Origin of the sequence: Mesorhizobium sp. M0590 (assembly GCF_040320905.1) — a bacterium.
Lineage (GTDB): Bacteria > Pseudomonadota > Alphaproteobacteria > Rhizobiales > Rhizobiaceae > Mesorhizobium.
Genome location: NZ_JAMYQN010000066.1, coordinates 1 through 1,480, shown reverse-complemented (window position 1 = coordinate 1,480; position 1,480 = coordinate 1). Strand labels below are relative to the sequence as shown.

At 60.7% G+C, this 1,480-nt stretch carries 1 protein-coding gene; it reads right to left on the bottom strand.

Annotated features, from left to right (window positions below):
- Window positions 1-304: 304 nt before the first annotated feature.
- Window positions 305-1,336 (bottom strand): IS110 family RNA-guided transposase, encoded by a 1,032-nt coding sequence (locus NKI52_RS32615; protein WP_352542900.1) that lies wholly within the window; start codon window positions 1,334-1,336, stop codon window positions 305-307.
- Window positions 1,337-1,480: the final 144 nt, after the last annotated feature.

The following is a 1,480-nucleotide window of genomic DNA, read 5'->3' as shown; positions in this document are numbered from 1 at the left end:
AGCGGGTCGTCTAATCGCTCGACCGTCAAGGGGGTGAGTGCAAGGCCGTCGTCCTTTCTGTCGATTCTCGTTCGTCCGAATGCCGGGTACAGGGTCGTCTACGCGGTCGACGCGATGATCGCCGCAGGATGAGTTTCGCAGGTGAGATCTTCCTATGTTCGTTACGCAATCTGCTAAACGAGGCAGTTGCTTCCCGCTTCGCGGAATGATCTCAGCCACGTCCCGGCAGGGACGACTCGGTGTCCTGTAAGAACGCTATCGGTGGAATGGCCTGAAGAATGGTCGTAGCTAAACGTCTGCAGGATCAGACAGCGGCGGGTTTTCCTCCGTGCGGATCGAACAACTCGCCCGTTCGGAGCATCGCATGCATGATGACTGCCAGCTTGCGCGCCAGGGCCACGGCCGCTCGCTTGAAGCCGAGCCGATCTTTCAGCTCCAACGCCCAGGTTCGCAGGATGCTGGTATCCGTCGACCGGTTCAGGATGACCGCGGCCGCCTCATATAGCAGTCCGCGCAACTGACTGTCGCCACGGCGCGAGATATGACCATCATTATCGACCTCGCCGGACTGGTAGCGCCTCGGGGTCAGGCCCACCCATGCGCCCACGGCGCGCGAGTTCCTGAAGTTGGCCGGATCCTCCACCGCTGCGGCAAAGGCGGTGGCTGTGACGGTGCCTACACCGGGCACTGACATGAGCAGACGGCAATGCTGGTCGTTACGCGCCATCGCTGCCAGCTGCTTGCTCAGCTCTGCGATTTGGTATCGGATACCACTCCATGCCTGCAGCATTGGCACAACAATGCGCGCCAGCTTTTCTTCACCCCGCAGAAGGTCGCGAACGTTGCGTTCGAACACGCTTCCGGCGCCCTTGGGCACGACAAGGCCGAACGTCTTCATCAATCCACGGATTTGATTGGATATCTGCAAACGCATCTTAAGAAGTTGGCGCCGCGCGGTGATCAGCGTGCGGATCAGCATGCTGTCGAAACCTTTGACGCGGACCTCTCGGTAGAAGCCGACCTCGGCCAGATGTGCCAGGCCATCGGCATCGTTCGCATCGGTCTTGTTCGCGGCCATGTCGAGCGCGGCTTTGGCATGCCGCGCGTCGATGCAGATCACCGGCAGGCCCTCTGCCGTCAACGCATGGTAGAACCACACCGACAGCGGCCCCGTTTCGAACACAACCCGCCGGACATGCGGTGCGCGCTTGCGGATCACCGCCGCAAGCAGTTGCGGATCGGATGCGCACTTGCCCCGCCAAATCCTCTTACCGTTCTGCCGGATCGATATTGCCGTCTCTTTCATGGATACGTCGAGGCCGATATAGTGTTCCATGGCTGTCCTCCGTTCGGTGGCTGGGCCCGGTGTCGATCGAGAGCCCGTTCTTCATCCTATCGGAGGACAGCCAGCCGGCCAGATGTTCGAACATCGCCGCCACATCTCAGGTGGCCACCGCTTCCGCGATTACTTCATGTTCGT

Coding starts and splice junctions, on each gene's coding strand:
- NKI52_RS32615 (WP_352542900.1), bottom strand. CDS start 1,336: ATGGAACACTATATCGGCCTCGACGTATCCATGAAAGAGACGGCAATA.